General features: G+C 58.8%; 19 protein-coding genes, 2 tRNA genes and 2 pseudogenes. 11 read left to right on the forward strand and 12 right to left on the reverse strand.

The genetic code is table 11. The features are described from left to right. Positions 1-52 precede the first annotated feature (52 nt). A complete protein-coding gene (locus HU811_RS07180) occupies positions 53-457 on the reverse strand; it encodes a serine kinase/phosphatase (protein ID WP_186654941.1) in 405 nt (134 codons plus the stop codon). 132 nt (positions 458-589) lie between these two features. Between HU811_RS07180 and can the strand changes: the two genes are divergently transcribed. Beyond that, a complete protein-coding gene (gene can, locus HU811_RS07185) occupies positions 590-1,234 on the forward strand; it encodes a carbonate dehydratase (protein WP_092402542.1) in 645 nt (214 codons plus the stop codon). A gap of 10 nt (positions 1,235-1,244) precedes the next feature. Here can and HU811_RS07190 read toward each other — a convergent pair whose 3' ends face one another. The 3 genes from HU811_RS07190 to HU811_RS07200 form a co-directional block, all read right to left on the reverse strand. Then, on the reverse strand, positions 1,245-1,772 hold the full coding sequence (locus HU811_RS07190) for an SET domain-containing protein (RefSeq protein ID WP_092402540.1): 528 nt from the start codon (positions 1,770-1,772) through the stop codon (positions 1,245-1,247). Positions 1,773-1,948: 176 nt separating this feature from the next. After that, entirely contained in the window at positions 1,949-3,109 is a 1,161-nt protein-coding gene (locus tag HU811_RS07195; protein WP_186654942.1) for a hypothetical protein, read from the reverse strand. A gap of 111 nt (positions 3,110-3,220) precedes the next feature. Next, positions 3,221-4,639 carry a short-chain fatty acid transporter gene (locus HU811_RS07200; RefSeq protein ID WP_076386741.1) on the reverse strand — a complete coding sequence of 473 codons (1,419 nt, stop codon included), beginning with the start codon at positions 4,637-4,639 and terminating at the stop codon, positions 3,221-3,223. Between the two features lie 310 nt (positions 4,640-4,949). On the opposite strand from HU811_RS07200, the pseudogene HU811_RS27740 reads away from it, so the two are divergent. The 4 genes and pseudogenes from HU811_RS27740 to HU811_RS07215 all read left to right on the forward strand — a co-directional run. Further along, positions 4,950-5,636 (forward strand): annotated as a pseudogene (locus HU811_RS27740) (PAS domain-containing protein); the annotation flags it as partial. 108 nt (positions 5,637-5,744) lie between these two features. Then, positions 5,745-6,176: pseudogene (locus HU811_RS27745) on the forward strand (methyl-accepting chemotaxis protein); the annotation flags it as partial. A gap of 91 nt (positions 6,177-6,267) precedes the next feature. Then, positions 6,268-6,822: a DUF2975 domain-containing protein gene (locus tag HU811_RS07210; RefSeq protein WP_092402534.1), complete on the forward strand. Its 555-nt coding sequence runs from the start codon at positions 6,268-6,270 to the stop codon at positions 6,820-6,822. 7 nt (positions 6,823-6,829) lie between these two features. After that, positions 6,830-7,054: a helix-turn-helix domain-containing protein gene (locus HU811_RS07215; protein WP_186654944.1), complete on the forward strand. Its 225-nt coding sequence runs from the start codon at positions 6,830-6,832 to the stop codon at positions 7,052-7,054. 72 nt (positions 7,055-7,126) lie between these two features. On the opposite strand, the gene ggt is transcribed toward HU811_RS07215, so the two are convergent. From ggt to HU811_RS07230, 3 genes are all read right to left on the reverse strand, one after another. Then, a complete protein-coding gene (gene ggt / locus HU811_RS07220) occupies positions 7,127-8,968 on the reverse strand; it encodes a gamma-glutamyltransferase (RefSeq protein WP_186654946.1) in 1,842 nt (613 codons plus the stop codon). A gap of 143 nt (positions 8,969-9,111) precedes the next feature. Next, positions 9,112-9,188 (reverse strand) — tRNA-Met (locus tag HU811_RS07225). A 103-nt stretch (positions 9,189-9,291) separates the two neighbouring features. Continuing rightward, on the reverse strand, positions 9,292-11,349 hold the full coding sequence (locus HU811_RS07230; RefSeq protein WP_186654947.1) for a methyl-accepting chemotaxis protein: 2,058 nt from the start codon (positions 11,347-11,349) through the stop codon (positions 9,292-9,294). Positions 11,350-11,676: 327 nt separating this feature from the next. Here HU811_RS07230 and HU811_RS07235 point away from each other — a divergent pair, with 327 nt between their 5' ends. From HU811_RS07235 to HU811_RS07260, 6 genes are all read left to right on the forward strand, one after another. Next, on the forward strand, positions 11,677-12,894 hold the full coding sequence (locus HU811_RS07235) for an MFS transporter (protein ID WP_186654948.1): 1,218 nt from the start codon (positions 11,677-11,679) through the stop codon (positions 12,892-12,894). Positions 12,895-13,427: 533 nt separating this feature from the next. Further along, a complete protein-coding gene (locus HU811_RS07240; protein ID WP_092402524.1) occupies positions 13,428-15,590 on the forward strand; it encodes a methyl-accepting chemotaxis protein in 2,163 nt (720 codons plus the stop codon). A gap of 176 nt (positions 15,591-15,766) precedes the next feature. Then, entirely contained in the window at positions 15,767-16,201 is a 435-nt protein-coding gene (locus HU811_RS07245; protein ID WP_189674028.1) for a hypothetical protein, read from the forward strand. Further along, entirely contained in the window at positions 16,198-17,658 is a 1,461-nt protein-coding gene (locus tag HU811_RS07250; RefSeq protein ID WP_186654950.1) for an ATPase domain-containing protein, read from the forward strand. The genes HU811_RS07245 and HU811_RS07250 overlap by 4 nt, the downstream gene beginning before the upstream one ends. Positions 17,659-17,667: 9 nt before the next feature. Continuing rightward, on the forward strand, positions 17,668-18,693 hold the full coding sequence (locus HU811_RS07255; protein ID WP_186654952.1) for a sensor histidine kinase: 1,026 nt from the start codon (positions 17,668-17,670) through the stop codon (positions 18,691-18,693). Positions 18,694-18,960: 267 nt separating this feature from the next. After that, complete coding sequence (locus HU811_RS07260; RefSeq protein WP_186654953.1) at positions 18,961-20,514, forward strand: TerC family protein; 1,554 nt, start codon at positions 18,961-18,963, stop codon at positions 20,512-20,514. Between the two features lie 97 nt (positions 20,515-20,611). On the opposite strand, the gene ychF is transcribed toward HU811_RS07260, so the two are convergent. From ychF to HU811_RS07285, 5 genes are all read right to left on the reverse strand, one after another. After that, the gene (ychF, locus tag HU811_RS07265; RefSeq protein ID WP_092402520.1) at positions 20,612-21,712 is read right to left on the reverse strand and encodes a redox-regulated ATPase YchF; all 1,101 of its coding nucleotides are present in this window, start codon (positions 21,710-21,712) and stop codon (positions 20,612-20,614) included. A 22-nt stretch (positions 21,713-21,734) separates the two neighbouring features. Continuing rightward, positions 21,735-22,319 (reverse strand): aminoacyl-tRNA hydrolase, encoded by a 585-nt coding sequence (gene pth, locus HU811_RS07270; RefSeq protein WP_003185374.1) that lies wholly within the window; start codon positions 22,317-22,319, stop codon positions 21,735-21,737. A 167-nt stretch (positions 22,320-22,486) separates the two neighbouring features. Further along, positions 22,487-23,089 carry a 50S ribosomal protein L25/general stress protein Ctc gene (locus tag HU811_RS07275; RefSeq protein ID WP_092453932.1) on the reverse strand — a complete coding sequence of 201 codons (603 nt, stop codon included), beginning with the start codon at positions 23,087-23,089 and terminating at the stop codon, positions 22,487-22,489. Between the two features lie 143 nt (positions 23,090-23,232). Beyond that, positions 23,233-24,174: a ribose-phosphate pyrophosphokinase gene (locus HU811_RS07280; RefSeq protein WP_003171603.1), complete on the reverse strand. Its 942-nt coding sequence runs from the start codon at positions 24,172-24,174 to the stop codon at positions 23,233-23,235. A gap of 47 nt (positions 24,175-24,221) precedes the next feature. Then, positions 24,222-24,296: transfer RNA gene (locus tag HU811_RS07285), tRNA-Gln, on the reverse strand. Positions 24,297-24,323 lie beyond the last annotated feature (27 nt).

Raw genomic sequence — 24,323 nt, forward strand, 5'->3', positions numbered from 1 at the left:
CGCGAGCAAGCCCGCTCCCACAGTGGATCTGCGGTGAACTCGGGGCTTGCGATCAGCGCTTGCCATCCAGCGGGTCGATATCGGCCATTTCCGCTTCATCCAGCCCGTCGCCCCCGCCAATATCATCTTCATCCACAACGCTGAGGTCCCAGTCGGCCTGCCCATCGTCACCGGCCTCATGGGCGTCCCGGGCACCGTCTTCGCGGATCAGTGTTTCCGGGCTCATGTCGTCGTCGGTGGATTCGTGATCATCCGTCGAGGCCCCTGTCAGCCCGGCTTCACGCACGCGTTCACGAGGCATCAACTGCTCGCGTTCGTTTTCCGGCAGTTCGTCACCGATTTTCGCGCTGGGCTCTTGTTCGTCGAATTCCAGTTCATGCATCGAGCCCATGCGGTCTTCGTTATCGTCGATGGGTTCCGGTTGAACCGCGTCGAAAGGACGTCGTGAATCATTCATGGCAATTCCTCATACTGTGGGGCTTACTGGGTGGACCCACAGCCGTGGCGAGAATTCCAACGGCATTCTGGACGTGACCTCGACAGGCGGTCGTCTGTCAAAGTTGCGCACTATTCTCGAGGGCTAGATAGCATGAACGAATTACAAGATCTGATTGATAACAACGCACGCTGGGCCGATGCGATCAAGCAGGAAGATCCTGACTTCTTTTCCAAGCTGGCCCGTCAGCAAACCCCTGAGTATCTGTGGATCGGCTGTTCCGATGCGCGGGTGCCGGCCAACGAGATCGTCGGCATGCTGCCCGGCGATCTGTTCGTGCACCGTAACGTGGCCAACGTGGTGCTGCACACCGACCTCAACTGCCTGTCGGTGATCCAGTACGCGGTGGACGTGCTCAAGGTCAAACATATCCTGGTCACCGGGCATTACGGCTGTGGCGGCGTGCGTGCCTCGATGCAGGATCGTCAACTGGGTCTGATCGACGGTTGGCTGCGTTCGATTCGCGACCTCTACTACGAGCACCGCGAAACGTTGGCCCAATTGCCGACCGAAGAAGAGCGCGTGGATCGCTTGTGCGAGCTCAACGTGATCCAGCAGGTGGCCAACGTCGGCCATACCAGCATCGTGCAGAACGCTTGGCATCGCGGGCAGAAACTGTCGATCCACGGCTGTATCTACGGGATCAAGGACGGCCGCTGGAAAAGCCTGGATACGACGATCAGCGGTTTCGAGCAGTTGCCGCCGCAGTATCGGTTGCGTCCGGTCGACGCGCCCTGATTCGGTTCATTCAGTCGCGATGACAGCGGCGACGCCAGTGCCGCAGAAATTTCATCCCTCGCTCGTTGGGCGGTTCGTCATAGCCTGTGATCCAGCCATGACAGTTGGACGAACCGCACCGGCAGGCGAACTGTCGATACAATTTCTGTTCGGTACTGGCGTAATCCATCGTCAGGCAGTCACCTTCCTCGATGGTGGTCAGCGCCCATAACCACAGTTCGCTCATGTCCAGGAACACATTCGGGCTGCAGGAGTGCTGCAGCAATCCGGCGAAGCGCGGGTCATACATGTGGATGTCCGGCAGGATCTGCAGTGTATGCAGGCGTCGTCGGCTCACGATCAGCCCCGATACCCTGCACATCCTTTCCAACGGCGCAAACCGCCTGCGGGCGACGATGCCATTGCCGCGGCCGTTAGTCGTCTGGCGCACTTCGAAATCGCGCCTGGATGGATAACCCATGCGCGTGCTGAGTTGTTTCTCGGGATAGATGCCGTCCCGGTTCGCTGAGAAAGCGTTGTCTGCAAGGAAGGTGGTCATGACGGTCCCTGTCGCGTAGGACGCTCGGCCTTCTGGCGCTGGCGATCCTGCCAGCGGTCGTTGAAACCTGCTTAGCTTCGCGCAACCTTGAAACGACATCTACTGTCGACTCTGACAGGAGCCAAAGGCGCTTTCCCGCGTGAGCGCAGGCTTACGCAGGAAAGCCCTTTGGGGATTTACACCGCGTCAGGCAGCGCTGGCATGGGGACTTTCAATTGTGGAAGTTGTGATTTGATCGCCGGCTCCGCGCATTTTTTCGCTGCTTCGTCCGCAGACAACTTGCGGATCGAGGTATAGAACAGCTCACAGGTTTCTTCTTTTTGCGTGACCTGCCACGTTTGTGTGCATTGGTTCAATTGCGCCGTCGGATCGGTGCCCGGTTTGCTGCCCATGCCGGCTTGCCAGCATGCAGCGCTCAGGTCCTGGCCCATGACCTTCAAACCGGCCGCATCCGCCTTGGCCTGGTCACCGTCGTAGCTGTCAGGATCGGCGGCGTACCAGATGTAGCTCGGGTGGTTGGAACCCAGGACCGGAACCTTGACGCCCGCAGACGGAGTAATGGTCGCCAGGCCCAGCACGTTCACGGTCTGGCCGTACTGTGTCTTGATCCAGTTCCGCACGGGAGCGCCGAAGGCCACCATCGGCAGCGTTTCTCCGCTGGTGTTTTGGCTGACCTCCTTGACCATGGTGGTCTGGTAATCGTTGAAATAGTCGTAGACCCCGCCCAGCGCCTGACCGGCATCGGATGGGGCGGCGATGGGCGCGATGTCGATGATGGTCTGGTAGGCCGGGGTCTGTTCGGCGGCGATGCCGTTGGCGGTCAATAGCGTGGCCCAGCGATCGGTGGTGGCCGATTCCAGGTAGTCCTGCGCCTGGGTCAGGGAGTAATCCGGCGGGAAGTGCAGCAACTCGATGCTCTTGCGGTTCTCCAGAGCCATGCCCAGTGGCAGGAACAGGTACCAGTCGTAGGCCCATTTGTTATCGCTGTTGAGTTTGCTGGCCCCGTTGTATGCCAGGTCACCGGCGTCGAGCAGCGCAGCCAGTGGTTGACCGTAACCCTTCGGCACCCCGCTGATGCTGGCATAGACTTTATCGTTATCGCGTTTGACGCTGACCTTGGCCTTGCTATAGCCATCGCGTTGCACACTTTGGCTTAGGTAATGCTCGACAGTCTGCTCCAGCGTCCAGTCGCGAAAGCAAATGACGTTGCAGTTATTGGGATAAGCGAAGAGACGGGTGACGCGTTCGGTACTGCCAAGGTATACGTCGATGTCGGCGGCGTGGGCGGCGGTACTGAAGGCCAGGGTGGCAAAAGAAAGTACGGCGAGTTTGGACATGCTCAGATCCTTTTCAGCGTGTGGACCCCTCGAACAGGGTGTAGCCATACTGAAACAGACCGGAGCGAAGAAAAAGTGGGCCGACGAAAATATCGGCCCTTTTTTATGGCTTTATGGCATCACTGGCGGCAGATAAGACAATGTCGTCCCCAGCGCCCACAGCAGCACCAGCACCAATGGCGTGTGAACCAGTAATTGCACGAAGGAGAAACCGATCAGGTCCCGGGCCTTGAGCCCCAACACGCCCAGCAGCGGCAGCATGTAGAACGGATTGATCAGGTTTGGCAGCGCTTCGGCGGCGTTATAGATTTGTACCGCCCACCCCAGGTGATAGTTCAGATCATTGGCCACCTGCATGACATAGGGGGCTTCGATGATCCATTTGCCGCCTCCCGATGGAATGAAAAAGCCCAGCACCGCCGAGTAGGCGCCCATCAACACGGCGTAGGTATCGTGGGACGCGATCTGTACGAAAAAGGTGGATATGTGATGGGCAAGTGTCTGGGCGTCGCTACCCTTGACCGTGGTCAGCAGCGCGGCAATCGAGCCATACAGCGGGAACTGGATCAGTACGCCGGTGGTGGTCGGCACCGCGCGCGCCACGGCATCGAGAAAGCTGCGCGGCCGCCAATGCAGCAGCGCGCCAAGCATCAGGAACAGGAAATTGTAAGTGTTAAGCCCGGAGATGGCGCTTATCGCAGGTTTGGTCGAGAACTCGTGGAACAACCAGCCGGCGGCCAGCAGCGCCAGGGCAATGGTCAGCAGCGGGCTATGTTCCAGCCACTCTCCCGGGCGGGTGCGAGGCTGCAACGCCGGCATGCTGAAGCTAGGGTCTATCCCGCAGGCGGCGGCGTCACGGGCACTGTTCGGGCCGGGAGCGGTGGCATAGGCCACGATCAGCGAGATCACGATCAACGCCAGCAACATCACTCCGGATTGCCAGAGAAAAATGGTCTGGGTGAACGGAATGACCCCAGTAATCGACAGGATCGACGGTGGCAGGCTGGCCGGGTTGGCCTGCAATTGCGCCGCCGACGAAGACAAACCCAGTGCCCAAACCGCGCCCAGGCCCAGGTAAGCGGCGGCGCCGGCGGCGCGATAGTCCATTTTCAGATCCGTGCGACGGGCCAGGGCACGTACCAATAAACCGCCAAATACCAGGGAAAGACCCCAGTTGAGCAGCGACGCGACCATGGAGATCAGCGCGACCCAGGCCACCGCAGAGCGGCCATTCTTCGGGATGCGGGCCAGGCGATCGATCAGTTTGACAGCGGGCGGCGAGCTGGCGACCACGTAACCGCCGATCACCACGAAGGCCATTTGCATGGTGAACGGTATCAGGCTCCAGAAGCCATCGCCGAACGCCATGGCAGCGGCCGTAGGTTTGGCGCCGATGAACAGTGTCGCCACCGCTACTACCAGTACCGCCAGTGCGGCAAACACCCAGGAGTCAGGGAACCAGCGCTCGGCAAAACTGGAACAGCGCAGGGCAAAACGGGCGGAACGGCTGTCTTGTATGTCGGTGGTCACGGCAATTACCTCGGTTTTTATGGTTATAGGTATTGGGTGCGGAATGGTATTGGCGGTCAGCCGCCAACACTGGAACACTCCAGTGACCATGGAGGTTAATCCGGGTTCGCGAGCGCGCAGGATTATTTTCAGAAGCGGCCTGTGGCGCTCTTCAGAAAAAAATCGGCGAGCCGATGGCATGAGAACAGGCCACCTAACTCTCCTGCTCCCGGAGCATGCCATGTTCAATAAGCGCTTGAAGCAGGAGCTTTCGGCTCTTCGCCAGGAACTGTCCAGCCTTATGCAGGTGAAGGAGAGTTTGGACCGTGAGATGCTGGCCCTCACTCTGGATGCCGAAGGGCGGGTGCAAACGGTCAATCAGAATTTCCTCGACGAAATGCACTACAAGACCCAGGACCTCATCGGCCGGTCTGTCGAAGAGCTGGTGCCGGCTTACCTGAAGTCCAATGAGTTCCAGTTGCGTTTCAAGACGGCGCTGACTCGAGGCGAGCATTTCTCCGGCGCCGTACGGCTGCTCCGGGGCAACGGTAAGGAAGCCTGGTTGCGTTCGATCCTCCAACCGGTACGGGCGACTGATGGGCGAATCCGCTATTTCTCGATGTATTCCAGCGACCTGACTCGTACCATCGAGGCGTCGCGCGAGCATGAAAACCTCATTGGTGCGCTGGTGCGTTCCACGGCGGTGATCGAATTCGACCTGGGCGGTCATGTCCTGACAGCCAATGATCGTTTCCTCAATGCCATGGGTTACAGCCTGGCGCAGATCAAGGGCAAGCATCACCGCATGTTTTGCGAACCGGAGGAGTACAACAGCGCCACCTACCAGCAGTTCTGGCAGCGTCTCAATTGCGGCGAGTTCGTGGCCGGTCGCTTCAAACGCCTGGACAGCAACGGTCGTGAGGTCTGGCTGGAAGCCTCCTATAACCCGGTGCTCGACTCCAACGAACGACTGTACAAAGTGGTCAAGTTCGCCACGGACATCACCGATCAGGTCAACCAGGAAAAGGCCGTCGCCGAGGCGGCCAGCATTGCCTACAGCACCTCGTTGCAAACCGACAGCAGCGCCCAGCGCGGCACCACCGTGGTGACCCAGGCCGTGGATGTGATGCGCGACCTGGCCCGGCACATGCAATCCGCCGGCGAAGGCATCGAGGCCCTGAATGAGCAATCGCTGGTGATCGGCACCATCGTCAAGACCATCAGCGGTATTGCCGAACAGACCAACCTGCTGGCGCTCAATGCGGCCATCGAAGCCGCCCGGGCTGGTGAGCAGGGCCGGGGCTTCGCGGTGGTGGCTGATGAAGTGCGGCAACTGGCGTCGCGTACCAGTCAGGCCACTGATGAGATCGTCGGCGTGGTTCGCCAGAACCAGGACATGGCCCGCAACGCCGTGGCACTGATGACCGACGGCCAGCACCAGGCCGAACAGGGCCTGGCCCTGGCAGCGGAGGCGGGGACGGTGATCGTCGAGATTCAGGATGGGGCGAAGAAGGTGGTCGATGCCGTGAGCCTGTTTGCCAATCAGTTGTCGACTTGAGTTCGATATTATCGTTTTTTACATATTAATTATTGTTTGGCGATAATTTAGACGCTATGGTTTGCGCTTCCTTTGTTCTGTGGAGCCTCCTATGTCTTCGAATCGTCTCGCCCTGTACAGCCAGCGCATGGCTGTCATCACACTTCTCTTCATTATCACGATGATGGTCCTCAACGCCGGGGTCTGGCTGTTTCCTGACGTTGCTTCAGAATACGGTCTGGGCTTTGCCCTGACCGAGCGACAGCTGTCGAGCTTGTCAGCAGAGGCTATGCGCTTGACTGGCTGGCAATGCCTTGGCGCAATGCTGTTGTCGAGCATACCGCTGCTGGCACTGGCGTTCGGGCTGGGCCATTTGCGGCAGTTGTTCCAGCGATATGCCCAAGGTGAGTACTTTTCCAGCGACGCAGCCGTTTGCCTGGGGAAGGTAGGTCGCGCTGTGGCGCTGTGGGTGCTGCTGGATTTCCTGTGTGAGCCGTTTCTCAGCCTGCTGGTGACGATCAACGCACCGGTCGGTCAGCGTTTGCTTACCTTCAGTGTTACCGCCCCGTCGTTTGTCGCGTTGTTTCTTGCAGCCTGCATTGCAATCATTGCCCGGATATTGTCCCGGGCCAGTGAAGTCGATTCAGAAAACCGAACTTTCGTTTGAGAACCCTATGCCGATCGTTATTCAACTTGATGTGATGTTGGCGACGCGCAAGGTTAAATCCAAGGACCTTGCCGCCGCGATAGGCATTACTGAAGCCAACCTTTCCTTATTGAAGCAAGGAAAGGTCAAGGGTATTCGCCTGGCTACCCTCGAAGCCATTTGCAGCCATCTGCAATGTCAGCCTGCCGATCTGCTGATTTACCAACCGCAGAGCGACGCCCCCAAGGCCTGACTCCTGGGGGAGCGAGCCTGCTCGCGATGGCCGGCGACGCGACTTCGCAGACCGTCCGGATAGCCGCGACGCTCAATCCCCCAGGGCCTGACCCTCACGCCGCGGGTCCGCCCCACCGGCCAGTGAGGTTTTGCCCTGGGCATCGCGGACTCGGACAATCGCCTGGGTCCCACTGGTCATGTCGATTTCGCTCACGGCATGGCCTTTGTTTTTCAACGCCTGGATCAGCGTCGGGCTGAACTGACCTTGTTCCAGTTCGGTGGGGCCGTTGCGGCTGCCGAAGTTGGGAAGATTGATGGCGGTTTGCGCGTCCAAGTCCCAGTCCAGCAGGCCGATCACTGACTTGGCGACATATTCGATGATTTGGGAGCCGCCCGGTGAGCCGACAGCGGCCAGCAGTTCACCGCTCTGGCGATCGAAGATCAGGGTCGGCGCCATGGACGAGCGGGGGCGTTTGCCGGGTTCGACGCGGTTGGCGACCTTTTGCCCATTTTCTTCGGGTATGAACGAGAAGTCGGTCATCTGGTTGTTGAGCATGAAGCCCCGGACCATCAGGTGTGAGCCGAACGCTGACTCCACCGTGGTGGTCATCGACACGGCGCCACCCTGGTCATCCACTGCCACCACTTGCGAGGTGGAGATGCGCAGGGGCGAACGGTCCGGGGCGTAGGCCACCTGGACGCCCGGCGGTGTGCCGGGTTTGGCGATGCCCATGCTGCGTGGGCCGATCAGGCTCGCGCGGCTGGCCAGATAACCGGGATCGATTAGCCCTTTGACCGGCACGGGGACGAAGTCCGAGTCAGCGACATACAGCGCACGGTCGGCGTAGGTCAGGCGTTCGGCTTCGGCGATCAGATGCACTGCTTCGGGCGTCGGTTCAATGCCGGCGGGTTTCTCGGTCTTGACGGGTTTCATGGGGGCTAGGGCGGTGCGGCTGTCGCGCTGCTCCAATGCCTGCAAGGTTCCGAGGATCTGCGCCACGGCGATCCCGCCCGAAGACGGGGGCGCCATGCCACAGACTTGCCAGCGCTTGTAGTCAGTGCAAAGCGGCGCACGTTCCCGGGCGGCGTAGCCCTGAAGATCATTCAATGACAGGCTGCCGGGGTTGGCATGCTCCTGCACCTTGGCGACGATTTCTTCGGCAATCGGCCCTTTGTACAAGGCGTCGGGGCCTTCGCGGGCGATGCGCTTGAGCACGTCGGCCAAAGCGGGATTTTTCAGCCGCGTACCGACCGCTTTCGGGCTGCCATCGGCGTTCAGGAAATAGGCGGCCATGTCCAGCGACCCCGGCAAGGATGCGTCGGCCGCAATCATCGAGTGCAATCTGGGCGAGATCGCAAAACCCTGTTCGGCCAACGCGATGGCCGGTTCGAACAGCGTGTCCCATTCAAGTCGGCCATGTTTGCGATGGGCCAGTTCCAGCGCGCGCAACACGCCTGGTGTACCCACGGAACGGCCGCCTATCTGCGCGTCGGTAAACGGCATGGGTTTGCCATCTGCTTGCAGGAAAAGTCTCTCGGTGGCGCCGGCCGGTGCCGTTTCGCGACCGTCGTAAGTGCGTACGGCCTTGCCGTCCCACAACACAATGAATGCACCGCCACCGATTCCGGAGGACTGCGGTTCCACCAGGGTCAGCACCGCCTGCATGGCAATCGCCGCGTCGATGGCCGAACCGCCGCGCCGCAACATCTGCCGTCCGGCTTCGGCTGCCAGCGGGTTGGCCGCCGCGGCCATGTGCTTGTCGGCGTGGCGGGTCTGCAAGTCTGTGCGGTAGCCGGAGGCGATCTCCGGTGCAATGGGCAATGCTGGGGTTGTGGAGGAGGGCGGGGCTTTACAGGCAACCAGGGCCAGGGCGACAGCCAGCAGCGAAACGGCTGACAGGCGATGAAGATTGGGTTTCAGATCTGCAAGCATGTGTCGCTCCATCCGTGGGCCAGGGGATAGGGAACGACTGTAGCGATGGGAGGCGTCTGGCGCAAATCAGCGCGGACTTGAGAGAAGGCTTTTATCGAGGCATAAAAAAACGGCTTATCTTTCGATAAGCCGTTTTTAGTACTTGGTGGCTACACAGGGACTTGAACCCCGGACCCCAGCATTATGAATGCTATGCTCTAACCAACTGAGCTATGTAGCCAAGTGGCGCGCATTATTCGCCGGTAACGAAGATGTGTCAAGCGTAAATCTGAAATATTTCTCAGCGCTTTCAACCGCTTATCCATCCTCGCTGCAAATACCCGTCAACCGAGTTGAAATCTCCCTGTGTTGGCGCTCAGGGCCTGGCTGCCCTGGCTCAACGTATCCGCTGCGAGGTTCACGGCTCGTGCCCCTTCAAGCAATCGCATGGCCGCCTGGTCGACCTGCTGGATATTGCCGCTGACCTCGTCGGCGGTGCTGGCTTGTTCGTCCACCGCGGTGGCGATTTGTGCCAGGGTGTCGGTGACGCTCTGCACGGCGCTGGCAATTTCTCCCAGTCGCTCGCCAAGGCCGGTGACGGCTTGCGCGTCGGTCTGGGCCTGGCCGCACGCGGCTTCCATCAGGCTGACCGCTTCGTTGACCGTAGCGCGCAGGCTGTCGACGGTGCCAGCAATCTGTTGGGTGGAGGACTGGGTGCGTTGCGACAGGCTGCGTACCTCATCGGCCACCACCGCGAAACCACGGCCTTGTTCCCCAGCGCGAGCGGCTTCGATGGCCGCATTGAGGGCCAGCAGGTTGGTCTGCTCGGCCACGCCACGGATGGTGTCGACCACCATCTGGATCTGTTGTCCCTGTTCGCTGACCCGGCCCAATGCGGCGGCGGTTTCGTTGAGGCGCTGGTTGAGTTGCTGGATGCTCGCCGTGGTGCGTTGACTGTCGCGGCTGCTGTCGGCGGCGATACGCCGGGTCTGCTGGGCGCTGTCAGAGGCCTGCTCACAGCTTCTCGCGACCCCTTGCGAGGTGGCGGCCAGTTGCGTAGCGGCGGCCGCGATCTGGCTGATTTGCATCTGTTGGGCTTCGACTTCCCCCAGGGCGCCGCTGGAGTGAGTGTTGAGGGTGCGCACGGCATTGCTCAACTGCAACGTTTCGTGGTCCACACCCAACAGGCTGTTGCGCAACTGCACCACCGCGACATTGAGAGCGGTACTGATGGCCGCCAGTTCGTCGCGTCCTTGCACGGGTACTTGCAGGCTGAGGTTGCCGTCACGCAGGGCTTCGGCCAGTAATGTGATACCACTGGCGCTGCGGCGGATGGACGCTTGCAGGCAGACGAAGAGGTAAAGCGCGGCCAGTAGCAGACAACCCAGCACCACGGCCACCAGGGTGAACTGGCGGATGGCTGAGGAGTGGTAGTGGTCCAGTCGCGCATCCAGTGCCATCAGAGACTGCTGGCGCAATGTCGCCAAGTCCGCCAGGAGCGCATCCATGTGTTTCTCGAATTCTTCCGGCTTGAGGCTGATGGAGCCGGCGAAGACCCCTTCATCCAAGACTTTCAGGCCGGAATCCAGATGCTTGAGGCTGTCCTGGAATTGCCCGGCCCAGGTTTGCAGTTCGCTGGGCAGGCGGGCTTGCAGCACCCCGCCGGTTTTGACCAGTTGATCCCGGGCATCGCCGATCCGGCTGCGCAGGTCGCGCAATTGCAGGCGGCTTTGCAGGGTGAATTGACCCGACACAACAGAGGCCTGGCCAACGCTGGCCAAGCGACCGACCCGTTCGATCAGGTCCGGTGTCTGCTGGGTCGAGATCTGGATCAGCAGGTAGGTTTCCAGCCAGGAGGCGAGGGTCAGGCGATTGTCCATGACGATCTGTTCGCGCAAGGCTTGCAAGGCACTCAAGGCCGCGGTGAAGCGGTCATAGCCGTCCGGCCACCAACCGACGGTGCCGAGGCTTTTCGAATCAAGACCATTGAGACTGGTTTGCAGCGTTTGGAAGCGGGCGAGGGTGTCGGCTCCGGCACCTTCGGTTTGCAAGGTGCTACCCAGGTCATTGGCGGCCTGGTTGAGGGCCGGCTGCACGGCATCGAAAGCCGCCATCGCGGCAAGCGTCGCCGGTGTTGCCTGGCGATTGGTTTCCGTGGCTCGCCAACGGGCCGCGCGGTTGCGCTGGGCGGCGAGCAGGTTGTCCAGGTTATCCAGGGCCAGCAACTGGCGAACCCCGGCACGTTCTTCGGAAATCAGGCTGAGTTTGTCGCGATAGTCCTGGCCGATGATCCACAGGCTGCCCATCAGTGGCAGGATGAAAAGCAGGAACAGCAACTGAAATTTGCGGGCAAAGCCGAACCGCCCCAGCAATCTGATTCCCGGTGATAGAAAAGCCTGCATGCCCATACTCCCCTGAACACCCTTGCACTATTTTTGTGCGTTTCGACACAGTGCCGAAACGGGTGCCCCTTTAAAAGGCCTCGAAAGTTTGTCCAGGCCCGCTCTGTAGGCTGGCTCTGTAGCGAAACTTCCCATTCTCGGTCCCCTTTGTGAGGGGCCGCGTTGTAGACCGTTAACAAGGCAAGATTCAGACCATGGCTTTGCGCTATTACCGGGCTCGCTGACAATATTTCAAGTCGATAGCAAGCTAAGGGGATAGCCTTGCTGCACCGAAAAATGGCACATTGATGAACCCGCTTCCCGTGCAAACCCCGTATGGAAACTCCCATGGCTATCAGCGATACCCAGGTCGATACCGCGTCTATCCCTGCCACACCCCAAAGCAGTCCGTTGGTCATGCGCATCATCGGTGCCGTGGCGTTGGCGCATTTGATCAACGACCTGATCCAGGCGGTACTGCCGTCTATTTACCCGATGCTCAAGGCCAGTTATGGGCTGACCTTCACCCAGGTTGGCTTGATTACGCTGACCTTCCAGTTGACGGCATCTCTGCTGCAGCCCTGGGTGGGTTATCACACGGACCGACACCCCAAGCCCTGGCTGTTGCCGGCCGGTACGGTATGCACGCTGATCGGGATCGTGATGATGTCGATGGTTGGCAGTTTTGCCATGATTCTGCTGGCCGCCGGTCTGATCGGTATTGGCTCCTCGACCTTTCACCCTGAAGCTTCGCGAGTCGCACGCTTGGCGTCGGGCGGGCGTTATGGGTTGGCGCAGTCGACGTTCCAGGTCGGCGGTAACGCCGGCTCTGCTTTCGGCCCGTTGCTGGCGGCGGCGATCATCGTTCCTTACGGGCAAGGCAATGTGGCCTGGTTCGGGCTGTTCGCACTGTTTGCGCTGTTCGTGCTGTACCGCATCAGCCGCTGGTACGCCAATCACCTGAACCTGTTCAAGCTCAAGCAAGGCCAGGCGGCTACTCACGGTTTATCCAGGGGCCGGGTCTTGAGTGCATTGGCGGTGCTGGGTTTGCTGGTGTTCTCCAAGTATTTCTACATGGCCAGTTTCACCAGCTACTTCACCTTCTACCTGATCGAGAAGTTCGACCTGTCGGTGGCGTCGTCGCAGTTGTATCTGTTCCTGTTCCTCGGTGCTGTGGCGGCGGGGACCTTCTTTGGCGGTCCGATAGGCGACAGGATCGGGCGTAAGGCGGTGATCTGGTTCTCGATCCTTGGCGTGGCACCGTTCACGCTGATCCTGCCTCACGTTGACCTGCTGTGGACCAGCATTCTCAGCGTGGTCATCGGCTTCATCCTGGCTTCGGCATTCTCGGCCATCGTGGTGTATGCCCAGGAACTGGTGCCGGGCAACGTCGGCATGATTGCCGGCGTGTTCTTTGGTTTGATGTTCGGCTTCGGCGGGATTGGCGCTGCGCTGCTGGGGCATCTGGCCGACATCCGTGGCATCGAGTATGTGTATTGGTTGTGCTCGTTTTTGCCGTTGTTTGGGGTCCTGGCGATCTTTCTGCCCAAAAGCAGAAAAAACTGACGTGTACCCAGCCGGCGGAGGCGAGTTCGCCCCGCCGGTCGTTGCAAAACAACTGAATTTCAAAGCATTGAAAAATACCCGCCAACCAGAGCGATTTGATCAGTTGCTTGGAGTCGCGACTAAAGTACCGTTTTGTATAAGTCTTAAGTTTGATTTTGGATAAAAGTCGGCCATGTTAATTTGCTGCTGTGGTTGATGGATTGAATGGACGCAGCGGCAATCTTCAAGGGAGTCCGCTGGGGTGACCGGAAAGCAGCTTTCCACATTCTTTCCACCCGCCGCTCTTATTGTCCTGGGACATAAGGCCTTCGGCTCTTGATCTGAAGACCTTCACCCTTCTGGTGAAGTGACTCACGCCCCAACCTGCCACGCTTCAAATACTTATAAAAGTAGCTGTATCGCCGTGCCCGTGAAGGCGATTGCCCCATGGACGGTGGAAACAGCCGTGATCGATTGTTATTTGCCGTGTCGTGCACAAGTTTGAGGCGGTCGTCTTAAACGTTGGCAATAAAAAGAATCAGGCAGGGGAAGATATGAAGTTCAAGTCGTTGCAGGCACGCATTTGTGTCACGGCAGGCGTATGCCTGTTTGTTTCATCAACCAGCCTGGTGATTTACGGGCTCTTTACCGCCAGGGCCAATGAGCAATATGTGGCGACCGAAGTCTCGGCATTGGTTGAAAAATCAACGATCCGGGAGATTCAGAACCTGGCCGAATCGCGTGCCAACGCCATTCAGGCCAAGTTGCAAAATGCGCTGGATGCGGCCCGCACCATGGCCAATACCTTTGCCTCCAGCAAGGCCGCGCAAAGCCCTTTGGCGTTGGGGCGTGAACAGATCAACACGGTATTGCTCAGCGTTCTCAAAGATAACCCGGACTTCAATGGCACTTATTCCTGCTGGGAGCCGGACGCGCTGGATGGCCAGGATCTTGTGTTCCGCAATGTACCGGACGGCAGTAATCCGTTGACCGGGCGCTTCACACCTTACTGGACGCGCAGCGCTGGCGGACATGTGGCGGTACAACCCTTGGTCGAGTATGACTCTCCGGATCGTCATCCCAACGGTGTACCCAAAGGGGGGTGGTACAGCGGCCCTCGTGACACGCTGAAGGAAAGCGTGCTGGACCCCATTCCTTATGTGGTTCAGGGTAAAAACGTATGGTTGACCACGTTGTCGGTTCCGATCGTATCCAACGGCAAGTTCTACGGTGTGGTCGGAGCTGACTTCGACATCGACTTTATCCAGAAACTCAGCGAGCAGATGTCGGCCGATCTCTACGGTGGCAAGGGCACCGTGTCAATCCTGAGTAACCAGGGGCTGGTGGTCGCGGACAGTCAGCGTACCGACCTGATTGGTCAGCCCATCAAGGCCTTGTTGCCTGACTCTTGGGAGAAAGTGCTGCGCGATATCCAGAGTGGTCGTGGTGACGGCCTGCTCAATCCACAAACCCAGCATATCGAAGTGCTGATGCCCATTGAGCTGGGGCGCACAGGCAAACCCTGGGCGGTGCTGATTCGTCTGCCAAAGGCTGTGGTCATGACTCAGGCCATCGCCCTGGAGCAAGAGCTACAGGCGCGCAGTATCAGCAACAGCATTTGGCAGGTGTCGGTCGGCCTGGGCATTTCGTTGTTGGCGCTGGTTGCCCTGTGGTTTGCCGCCGCAAAAATCGTTGGGCCGATTCGCGAAGCCGCCGCCTTGGCAGCCAACATCAGCCTGGGGGATTTCTCGCGTCGCCTGGTGCAGAAATCCGAGGACGAAGTAGGCCAGTTGTCTGTCGCGCTCAACGACATGTCTGAAAGCCTGCAACGGCAGGTCAGGGTGGCCGAGCGCATCTCCGAAGGTGATCTGGACCTGGAGGTCCGGTTGTCCTCGCCCCACGATACCCTTGGCAAGTCACTGGAGAAGATGGTGGGTAATCTGAACCAACTGATTGGCGAAGTTCAGGCCAGCGCCACCCAGATCACAGGCAGCTCGGCGCAGGTTACCGACCTGAGCCAGTCATTGTCCGATGGGGCTTCCAATTCTGCCTCGTCCATCACTGAAATCAGCGCGGTGATGACGCAAATGGCCGCACAGACCCGGGACAACGCCGAAAACGCCAAGAAAGCCGACGAGCAATCCCAGGCCTCACGGGCCGACGCGGGGGAAAGCGACAAATTGATGAGCGAGCTGATTGCCGCCATGGCCGAAATCGACAATTCGGGCAAGGACATTACTGCAATCATCACCACCATCGATAACATCGCCGCACAAACCAACCTGTTGGCGTTGAACGCGGCTATCGAAGCCGCCAGGGCAGGTGAGCTGGGGCGTGGTTTTGCTGTGGTGGCGGATGAGGTACGCAGCCTGGCCGCCCGCAGTGCCGAGGCCGCCCAGCAGACGGCTGCACTGATCGCCGACTCTTCGAGCAAAACGCAACGCGGCATGATCATCGCAGGCCGGACAGCCGAATCGCTGAAAAACATCGTCAGCGGAACCAGTGCGGTATCCAACCTGGTTTCATTGATCTATCAAGCTTCCAGCGAGCAAGCGTCAGGTTTGCAGCAGGCCAGCATCGGGTTGGAACAGATCGATGAAGTGACGCAGAAAAACCAGTCCAACTCACAAGAGTGTGCGGTGGCGGCCAAGGATCTTTCGGAGCGAGCATCTTTGATGCAGCGCGTGCTGGGGCGCTTCAAAGTCAAAAGGGGGTAGTGGATTTCCTGGTCACGCTGTGATTCAAGATTTATTGTGCGAGGGACCCAGCGCCCTCGCCACGGTTCAATCCAGTTCTTGAATGACCGCATTTGCATTGCTTTGTTTCCAATAGGGACTCGATAACGCCCCCGAGGGTGTACTATCGATACCTGCCCATCGGATATCAGTTAGCCATGTCCACGCTAAGCGAAGAGAGCCGTCAGATCGTAGCTTCTCTGGCGCACCGCGTTGGTCCCAACGCTGACATTGCAAAGACTGCCCACGCGATCGTTTCTATCTTGCAGGAGATAGAAGCAGCCCTGACGCCTGTTATTGGTCAGCAAGGGGTTGTCGCGTTGTATCGCCGCAGCCTGCATCTGTGTGGGGCCGCTCATCCGCGCCTGACCAGCACCTGCAACAAGGTGCCGCCCGGCATGGTTCTGACCGCGCTGAATTCAGTGCTTGTCGAGCAAAGCGAAGCCGATGCGCTGTTTTTCGGTGAAATGCTGCTGACCATCTTCTATGAGTTGCTGACCACGCTGATCGGACCCTCGCTCACCGCACGTTTGCTTCGTGGCGTGTGGGATTGTTCTTTGAGCGACACCCCTTCGCAGGAAAATTCGCCATGAGCAGCAAAGTGACTATCAACCGCTTGGCCACCGGCGTGCCAGGACTGGACGAGGTTTTGGGCGGAGGGTTGCCGGAGTTTTCGTTCAACCTGATCGCCGGCCCGCCCGGTTGCGGCAAGACCACCCTCGCGCACCAGATGATGTTTGCCCTGGCGACCCCCGAGCGTCCGGCACTGTTTTTTACCGTGCTGGGCGAGCCGCCGCTAAAAATGCTGCGTTATCAACAGCAATTCGACTTTTTTGACAGCGATGCGATCAATCATTCGATCCGCTACGTCAACCTGGCTGACGATACCCTGGCCGGGGATCTGGACGAAGTGCTGCGGCGCATTGTCAGCGAGGTGGAGGCGCACTCCCCGGCGCTGGTGTTCGTTGACTCGTTCCGCTCGGTGGTGCTGGCCAGCCAGACCCAGGACAACCCGAATAACAACCTGCCGCAGTTCGTTCAGCAATTGGGCATGTTGATGACGACTTGGCAGGCCACGACGTTCCTGATCGGCGAGTATTTCACCGAAACCGATACCAACCCGATTTTCACCGTGGCCGACGGACTGATCTGGCTGCGCCAGAGCGTTCAGCGCAATTCCATGGTGCGCAAGATGGAAATCATGAAAATGCGCGGCCAGCCGACGCTGCCGGGGTTGCACACTTTCCGTATCGCCTCGTCGGGGATCAAGGTATTTGCCCCTGCGCCTCTCAATCCTGCCGAAGCAGCGTTGGAGTTTCCCATCAAACGCTTGGGAATGGGTGTGCCGCAGCTTGACGACATGCTCGGCGGGGGACTGCCGCGCGGGTACTCCCTGTTGGTCGCTGGCCCGTCGGGTTCTGGAAAAAGCATTCTCGCGGCATCTTTTCTCGCTGAAGGCGCGCGAAACGGTGAAAACGGCGTCATCGCCGTGTTCGAGCAGCGCCCTAATCACTCCCAGAACGCCACCCTCTCAACCCTGATTAAAAGCGGCAAAGTCGGGCTGGTGGATAGCCGCGCGCCAGACCTGTCCATCGACGAGATCGTGCAGTTGCTGTTGAGCGAGATTGCTCGCCTTAACGCCACGCGGGTGGTCATTGACTCACTGTCGGGGTTCGAACTGGCCCTGGCGCCGACCTTTCGCGAAGACTTTCGCGAGTCGCTGTCGCGCATGGTCACCGCATTGACCAGCACCGGTGTCAGTGTATTGCTGACGTCGGAGCTGGAGGATCGCTACACGGATCTGCGTTTCAGTCCTTACGGCACGGCTTTTCTCACCGACGCGATCATCGTTCAGCGCTACATTGAAGTGCAAAGTCGTCTATTGCGCATCATGGCCGTGGTCAAGGTGCGGGCCAGTGCTCACTCCGATGAGTTACGCCTTTACAGCATTGACGATAGCGGTTTGCAGATCGGTGAAATGTTGCCGGATCAGGAAGGTTTGCTGGGAGGCCGGCCTACCCGGCAGCTGTCTGGCAAAGGTACTGGATGAGGCATCATCATGAATGAGGCCAATGGCGGGAATGAGCAGGCGAAGGCGATGGCCGCTCGCGAGCTGTTCCTGCTCGGCCAGAAAACCGTCGAGGCGCGCGCGGTGCTGGCCGCGCTGCGCAAGGAGCTGAACGATGCCAACACCCAACTTGCCGACAAGCAACATGTCGAGCAACTGATCGAGGCCAATCAGCAACTGGTCCTGGCGATTCTGTCGGCCCAGTCCGAGGCGCAAAAGCCACCTTCCACGCAGGCAGAACAACAACTGTATCGACAGATGCGCGAAGCCAATGAGCAATTGGTCATTGCCGCCATCAGCGCGCAACACCTGCAAGACTCGGCCGAACGGGCGCTGGAGCGCCAGCGTAGCGTTCTCGCCTTGGTTGCCCACGAACTGCGCCATCCACTGACGCCCATCAGCATGATTGCCGGGCGACTGGTGCGGGTGCCCAGTGATGAGCTGCCGCGCATGCAGAAGCTGATCGAAGGTCAGGTCCGGCACATGTCTCGATTAGTCGAGGACTTGCTCGATGTCTCCCGCGTCAGCACCGGCAAGTTTCGTCTCGATTGCCAAATTGTCGATATGGTTCAGATCATTCGTGAGGCCATCGATATCTGTAAACCGGTCATGATCAACGGCAATTTGCTGTTCAGCGCCACACTGCCCGAGTGTTCCCTGCTGGTGTATGGCGATCCGGTGCGGCTTGCTCAGATTCTCGGCAACCTGCTGGGTAATGCGGCCAAATACACCCCCGTGGGCGGCACCGTCGAACTGTCGGTCACCGTCGAAGGCAGTGTCCTGCAGGTCAGCATCCGCGATACCGGCATAGGTGTTTCGGCCAAGGCGCTGCCCTTTATCTTTGAACCCTTTGTGCAGGATGTTCACGCCATCGGCTTCAACGGCGCTGGCCTGGGCATTGGTCTGACAGTGGTGCGCGAGTTGGTCGAAAGCCACGGTGGCACAGTGGTCGGCAAGAGTGAGGGAGATGGTAAGGGCAGCGAGTTCGTGGTGAGGTTGCCGTTGGCGAGCCGATGAGGTTGAAAGCGATGGTCCCATCCAGCGTCGTGGGTGTCAGATTCTGTAATAATTCGATCTGTATGACGCGTTCGGAAACATTATAGGATCACCTCCCCAATTATTTTCAGGTCTATATGAACACCCTTCAGGAGCCTCCCAGTCGTTTTTCCCCTCCCGCGCCCTGTACCCCTCCGCTCTGCCAAGTCATGCCTCGCGCCACCCGCCCGATAGCGCTTTTCCCCCTCGCGCCTTTCGCTCCGACTCTACGAGAGGTTAAATAACCTTATGGAATGGATTGTTGATCCGACGGCATGGCTCGGCCTGCTGACCCTGATCGTGCTGGAGCTGGTGCTCGGCATTGATAACCTTGTGTTCATCGCCATCCTGGCTGACAAGCTGCCGCCGGAGCAGCGCGATCGTGCCCGTATCATTGGCCTGTCCCTCGCGTTGCTGATGCGTCTTGGCCTGCTGGCCAGTATTTCCTGGATGGTCACCCTGACCGAGCCGTTGTTCGAGGTCTTCGACAAGACGTTCTCGGGCCGGGACCTGATCATGCTGTTCGGTGGCGTGTTCCTGTTGTTCAAGGCCACCATGGAGTTGCATGAGCGACTCGAGGGCCATGTGACAGAACGTTCGGGCAATGCGGCCTATGCGATGTTCTGGCCGATCGTCGCGCAGATTGTGGTGCTGGATGCGGTCTTCTCGCTGGACGCTGTGATCACTGCCGTGGGCATGGTGGAACACCTGTCGGTCATGATGATCGCGGTGATCTTCTCCATCGGCTTGATGATCATCGCGAGCAAGCCTCTGACCAACTTCGTCAACGGGCACCCCACCGTCATCATGCTCTGCCTGGGCTTTTTGATGATGATTGGCTTCAGCCTCACGGCCGAGGGCCTGGGCTTCCACATTCCGAAAGGCTACCTCTATGCCGCGATCGGTTTCTCGATCCTGATCGAACTGTTCAACCAACTGGCGCGCTCTCGCCGCAAGAAGAGCGTGCAAGGTCATCGACCCATGCGTGAGCGTACCGCCCATGCGGTTTTGCGCTTGCTGGGTGGCCAAAAGCTGGGGGCTGATGAAGTCGGTGAAGAGATCGCTGACATGCTGTCAGGCGATGAAGCCGAACAGGTCTTCCATCGACGCGAACGGGTCATGATCAGTGGCGTGCTGCAGTTGGCGGAGCGTCCGATACGCAGTGTCATGACTCATCGTGCAGAAATCGATCACATCGACCTGGCCGATTCCCCAGACGAGATCCGCACCAGGCTGATGCACTCGTCGTATTCCAGGTTGCCGTTGATCCGCGAAGGCCGGGTGGATGAACCCTTGGGGTTCATCCACAAGAAGGAGTTGCTCAAGGAGCTGTTGGCGGGCAACCAGCCGAATCTGGAAGCCATGGCGCGCACGGCCATCAACCTGCTGGACAACTTCACGATTCTCAACGCGCTGGAACAGATGCGCAAAGAGTCGACCCACATCGCCTTCGTGGTGAACGAGTTCGGTGATTTCATTGGTCTTCTCACCATGACCGATATTCTCGAATCCATCGCCGGTGAACTGCCCGATGCCAGTGAAATAGAAGGTCCGAACATCGTGGCCCAGGATGACGGCTTTCTGGTCAGCGGTGCGCTGAATCTCAGCCAGGTTCGCGAACACATCGGCTTCCAGGCAAAAGCGACGGATGACTATCAGACGCTCGCCGGGTTGGTCATGAGCTTGCTGGACCGCTTGCCGATCATCGGAGACAAACTCGATTGGCAGGAGTGGAGCATGACCGTTGTCGAGGTTGAAGAACGTCGGGTGACGAGGGTGTTGTTGCGTAAAGCTCAAACGTAGAAAGTGCCGGCGCAACACCCGTCTCAAGACGAAAAAAATCCCCGTATCAGCTAATGATTACGGGGATTTTTTTATCTGTCGAGATCCGTGGGATTCGTTAGACGTTAAAGCGGAAGTGCATCACGTCGCCATCCTTGACGATGTATTCCTTGCCTTCCAGGCGCCATTTACCGGCTTCCTTGGCGCCGGCTTCGCCCTTGAACTGGATGAAATCGTCGTAGGCAATGACTTCGGCGCGGATGAAACCTTTTTCGAAGTCGGTGTGGATCACGGCCGCGGCTTGCGGCGCGGTGGCACCGACGCGAACGGTCCAGGCGCGGACTTCTTTTACGCCAGCGGTGAAGTAAGTCTGCAAGTTGAGCATTTCATAGCCCGCACGGATTACACGGTTCAGACCAGGCTCTTCCAGACCCAGGGCCTCCAAGAACATGTCCTTTTCTTCGCCGTCTTCAAGCTCGGCGATTTCCGCTTCGATCTTGTTGCAGACCGGTACGACCATTGCGCCTTCTTCTTCAGCGATGGCCTTTACCACGTCCAGCAGCGGGTTGTTCTCGAAGCCATCTTCGGCCACGTTGGCGATGTACATGACCGGTTTGGTGGTCAGCAGGTGGAAGCCGCGAATGATCTGCTTCTCATCTGCGCCCATGTTCTTGATCAGGCTGCGTGCCGGCTTGCCTAAGGTGAAGTGGGCGATCAACTGCTCGAGCAAGGCTTTCTGGGCTACGGCGTCTTTGTCACCACCCTTGGCATTGCGAGCGACTTTTTGCAGTTGCTTCTCGCAGCTGTCGAGGTCGGCAAAGATCAGTTCCAGGTCGATGATCTCGATATCGCGTTTCGGATCGACGCTGTTGGAGACGTGAATCACGTTTTCGTCTTCGAAGCAGCGCACCACGTGGGCGATGGCATCGGTTTCGCGGATGTTGGCCAGGAACTTGTTGCCCAGGCCTTCACCTTTCGATGCGCCGGCCACCAGGCCGGCGATGTCGACGAACTCCATGGTGGTCGGCAGTACGCGCTCCGGGATCACGATGGCCGCCAGGGCATCCAGGCGTGGGTCGGGCATCGGTACGATGCCGGTGTTCGGCTCGATGGTGCAGAAGGGGAAGTTCTCGGCCGCGATACCGGACTTGGTCAGGGCGTTGAACAGGGTGGACTTGCCGACGTTAGGCAGGCCGACGATGCCGCAATTGAATCCCATGGTGTTTCCCCTCGGAGTAGAGTCAGGCCTTCTGGCTGTGCAGGTTTTTCATCGCGCGGTTCCATTCACCGGCGAGGATATCCGGCAGCACGCCGAGGGCAAAGTCGATGCTGGCATCGAGTTTTTCCTGTTCGGCGCGAGGCGCACGACCCAGGACAAAATTTGAAACCATGCTGGCAACGCCCGGGTGGCCGATGCCGAGCCGCAGGCGGTGAAAGGTATTCTGATTACCCAGTTGCGCGATGATGTCGCGCAACCCGTTGTGACCGCCATGGCCGCCGCCCTGCTTGAGTTTGGCGACGCCCGGAGGCAGATCGAGTTCGTCGTGGGCCACCAGGATTTCTTCAGGTTTGATGCGAAAGAAACCGGCCAACGCCGCTACGGCCTGGCCGCTGCGGTTCATGTAGGTGGTGGGAATCAACAGACGAACATCCTGACCCTGATGTGAAAAACGCCCGGTCAGGCCGAAATATTTGCGATCGGCCGCCAGGCTGACGCCTTGTGCGTGCGCGATGCGCTCAACAAAAAGGGCCCCTGCGTTATGCCGGGTCTGTTCGTATTCAGCGCCTGGATTTCCCAGGCCAACGATCAGTTTAATGGCAGTCACGATAGGGGCCCTTCCTGGAGTGTGGATAACAACGTCGCGCTCAAACGGTGTGGCGACAGTGGGACGAAAATGGCGGATCTACCGTTAAGTAAACTTCGCGTTCTCGCCCGCTGTCTCGCTACGTTCCAGTCCGCGATGTTTCCGGTCACTCCGGCGACAGAGTGAAATTACTCTGCAGCTTCTTCTTCAGTCGCTTCTGGAGCAACACGTGGAGCGTGGACGTTGGCAACAGCCTTGTCATCGCCGTGCGCCAGGGCAACAAACTCAACGCCTTTAGGAGCCTTGAGGTCGGACAGGTGAATGATCGTGCCGATTTCGGCGTCAGCCAGGTCGACTTCGATGAATTCAGGCAGGTCTTTCGGCAGGCAGGAAACTTCCAGCTCGGAAGTCACGTGCGAGATTTCGCCGCCTTTCTTGACCGGAGCAGCTTCGTTGATGAAGTGCACTGGAACAACAGCAGTCAGCTTCTGACCGGCAATAACGCGTACGAAGTCAGCGTGCATCACGTGGCCTTTGGCCGGGTGACGCTGCAGGGCTTTGATCACGACGTTTTGCTTGGTGCCGCCAACGTTCAGCTCGATGATGTGGCTGTAGGCCGCTTCGTTTTCGAGCAGTTTGGCAACTTCTTTGGCCAGCATGCTGATGGACTCAGGGGCTTTGTCGCCACCGTAGACTACAGCTGGAACCAGGCTTGCGAGACGACGCAGGCGGCGGCTCGCACCTTTCCCCAGGTCGGAACGCACTTCAGCATTCAGAGTAAAATCGTTCATGTTGTATCTCCAAAATAACCACATTCGCCCCAGCGTTTGCGACCAGCGCTAAAGGCGATATGGGCAAAAAAGCCCCGCCCCGGCAGGTAATGTCGGGGCGGGGCGCTTTTCGTCAACGAGATGTAATGGAAAGGGCAGGGCCCTTAACGGAACATCGCACTGATCGATTCTTCATTGCTGATGCGGCGAACCGCCTCGGCAACAACCGGTGCGATATCCAGTTGGCGGATACGCGCACAGGCTTGTGCTGCAGCGGACAGCGGGATGGTGTTAGTGACCACCAGCTCGTCCAGCACGGAATTTTCAATGTTTTCGATCGCTCGGCCCGACAGCACAGGGTGTGTGCAGTAGGCAAAGACCTTGGCAGCGCCATGCTCTTTCAGGGCCTTGGCCGCGTGGCACAGGGTGCCGGCGGTATCGACCATGTCGTCGACCAGAATACAGGTACGCCCTTCGACGTCGCCGATGATATGCATCACTTCGGAGTGATTGGCTTTCTCACGGCGTTTGTCGATGATACCCAGATCAACGCCCAGGGATTTGGCAACGGCCCGTGCACGCACGACGCCGCCAATGTCCGGGGACACGATCATCAGGTTTTCGAAGCGCTGATCTTCAATGTCATCCACCAGAACCGGGGAGCCGTAGATGTTATCCACGGGAATATCGAAGAAGCCCTGAATCTGGTCAGCATGCAGATCGACCGTGAGTACACGATCGATGCCGACTACGGTAAGCATGTCAGCCACGACTTTCGCGCTGATTGCCACACGTGCGGAACGCGGACGGCGATCCTGACGGGCATAACCAAAGTAAGGAATAACAGCAGTAATACGAGTAGCTGAGGAGCGACGGAAGGCATCAGCCATCACGACGAGTTCCATCAGGTTATCGTTGGTCGGAGCGCAAGTCGGCTGAATAATGAAGACGTCTTTACCGCGAACGTTTTCATTGATCTCGGCAGTGATTTCGCCGTCGGAAAACTTACCGACAGAGATGTCACCGAGAGGGATATGCAGCTGACGTACAACACGCCGAGCCAGATCGGGGTTAGCGTTCCCCGTAAAGACCATCATCTTGGACACGCGCAGTACCTGAAGGCTGAGGGTATACCTGGATGAGTATAGGAAAATGGCAGGGGCGGCTGGATTCGAACCAACGCATGGCAGGATCAAAACCTGCTGCCTTACCGCTTGGCGACGCCCCTGTATTTGTTGCTGCGAGTGCCCAGCAC

This window comes from Pseudomonas tehranensis (assembly GCF_014268615.1).
GTDB classification, from domain to species: domain Bacteria; phylum Pseudomonadota; class Gammaproteobacteria; order Pseudomonadales; family Pseudomonadaceae; genus Aquipseudomonas; species Aquipseudomonas tehranensis.

Excerpts from the sequence above, each read along its gene's own strand:
- HU811_RS07180 (WP_186654941.1), bottom strand. The coding sequence starts at position 457 with ATGAATGATTCACGACGTCCTTTCGACGCGGTTCAACCGGAACCCATC.
- can (WP_092402542.1), top strand. The coding sequence starts at position 590 with ATGAACGAATTACAAGATCTGATTGATAACAACGCACGCTGGGCCGAT.
- HU811_RS07190 (WP_092402540.1), bottom strand. The coding sequence starts at position 1,772 with ATGACCACCTTCCTTGCAGACAACGCTTTCTCAGCGAACCGGGACGGC.
- HU811_RS07195 (WP_186654942.1), bottom strand. The coding sequence starts at position 3,109 with ATGTCCAAACTCGCCGTACTTTCTTTTGCCACCCTGGCCTTCAGTACC.
- HU811_RS07210 (WP_092402534.1), top strand. The coding sequence starts at position 6,268 with ATGTCTTCGAATCGTCTCGCCCTGTACAGCCAGCGCATGGCTGTCATC.
- HU811_RS07215 (WP_186654944.1), top strand. The coding sequence starts at position 6,830 with ATGCCGATCGTTATTCAACTTGATGTGATGTTGGCGACGCGCAAGGTT.
- ggt (WP_186654946.1), bottom strand. The coding sequence starts at position 8,968 with ATGCTTGCAGATCTGAAACCCAATCTTCATCGCCTGTCAGCCGTTTCG.
- HU811_RS07230 (WP_186654947.1), bottom strand. The coding sequence starts at position 11,349 with ATGCAGGCTTTTCTATCACCGGGAATCAGATTGCTGGGGCGGTTCGGC.
- HU811_RS07235 (WP_186654948.1), top strand. The coding sequence starts at position 11,677 with ATGGCTATCAGCGATACCCAGGTCGATACCGCGTCTATCCCTGCCACA.
- HU811_RS07240 (WP_092402524.1), top strand. The coding sequence starts at position 13,428 with ATGAAGTTCAAGTCGTTGCAGGCACGCATTTGTGTCACGGCAGGCGTA.
- HU811_RS07245 (WP_189674028.1), top strand. The coding sequence starts at position 15,767 with ATGTCCACGCTAAGCGAAGAGAGCCGTCAGATCGTAGCTTCTCTGGCG.
- HU811_RS07250 (WP_186654950.1), top strand. The coding sequence starts at position 16,198 with ATGAGCAGCAAAGTGACTATCAACCGCTTGGCCACCGGCGTGCCAGGA.
- HU811_RS07255 (WP_186654952.1), top strand. The coding sequence starts at position 17,668 with ATGAATGAGGCCAATGGCGGGAATGAGCAGGCGAAGGCGATGGCCGCT.
- HU811_RS07260 (WP_186654953.1), top strand. The coding sequence starts at position 18,961 with ATGGAATGGATTGTTGATCCGACGGCATGGCTCGGCCTGCTGACCCTG.
- ychF (WP_092402520.1), bottom strand. The coding sequence starts at position 21,712 with ATGGGATTCAATTGCGGCATCGTCGGCCTGCCTAACGTCGGCAAGTCC.
- HU811_RS07275 (WP_092453932.1), bottom strand. The coding sequence starts at position 23,089 with ATGAACGATTTTACTCTGAATGCTGAAGTGCGTTCCGACCTGGGGAAA.